The following is a 541-nucleotide window of genomic DNA, read 5'->3' on the forward strand; positions in this document are numbered from 1 at the left end:
CGCCGCGGCCGGGCAGCGACGCGGCGCTGGCGGCTGCGCGCTTGAAGGGGCCGGTGGTCGCATTCTCTGCCGCCGAGGCCGCGCGCGCGGCGCTGGTGATCGACGCCGTCTTCGGCGCGGGACTCTCGAAGGCTGTGAACGGGCTGGCCGCGGAGGTCCTGCGCGCGGTGCGCGCGCCGCTGCTGGCGGTGGACGTGCCCTCCGGCGTGGACGGCGCGACGGGCGCGGTGCTCGGCGTCGCGCCGCAGGCCGCGCTGACCGTCACCTTCTTCCGCCGCAAGCCCGGGCACCTGCTGTTCCCCGGGCGCGGGCTGTGCGGGGAGACCCTGCTGGCGGAGATCGGGCTTCCGGCCCGAGTGCTGCCCGCCATCGGTCCGCGTGCCTGGCGCAACGGGCCATGGCTGTGGCGCATCCCGCGGCCGTCGGCGGAGGCGCATAAGTATGTGCGCGGCCACGTCGCCGTGGCAGCAGGCGCAGGCATGACCGGTGCGGCGCGCCTGGTTGCGGCGGGCGCGCGGCGCGCGGGCGCGGGGCTGGTGAC

At 78.0% G+C, this 541-nt stretch carries 1 protein-coding gene; it reads left to right on the top strand.

Features of this window, described 5'->3' with window-relative positions; genetic code table 11:
- A partial coding sequence (locus tag OZN99_RS33300; RefSeq protein ID WP_270939435.1) for an NAD(P)H-hydrate epimerase occupies positions 1-541 on the top strand: 541 nt, incomplete at both ends.

The organism is Falsiroseomonas oryzae, assembly GCF_027856955.1.
GTDB lineage: Bacteria > Pseudomonadota > Alphaproteobacteria > Acetobacterales > Acetobacteraceae > Falsiroseomonas > Falsiroseomonas oryzae.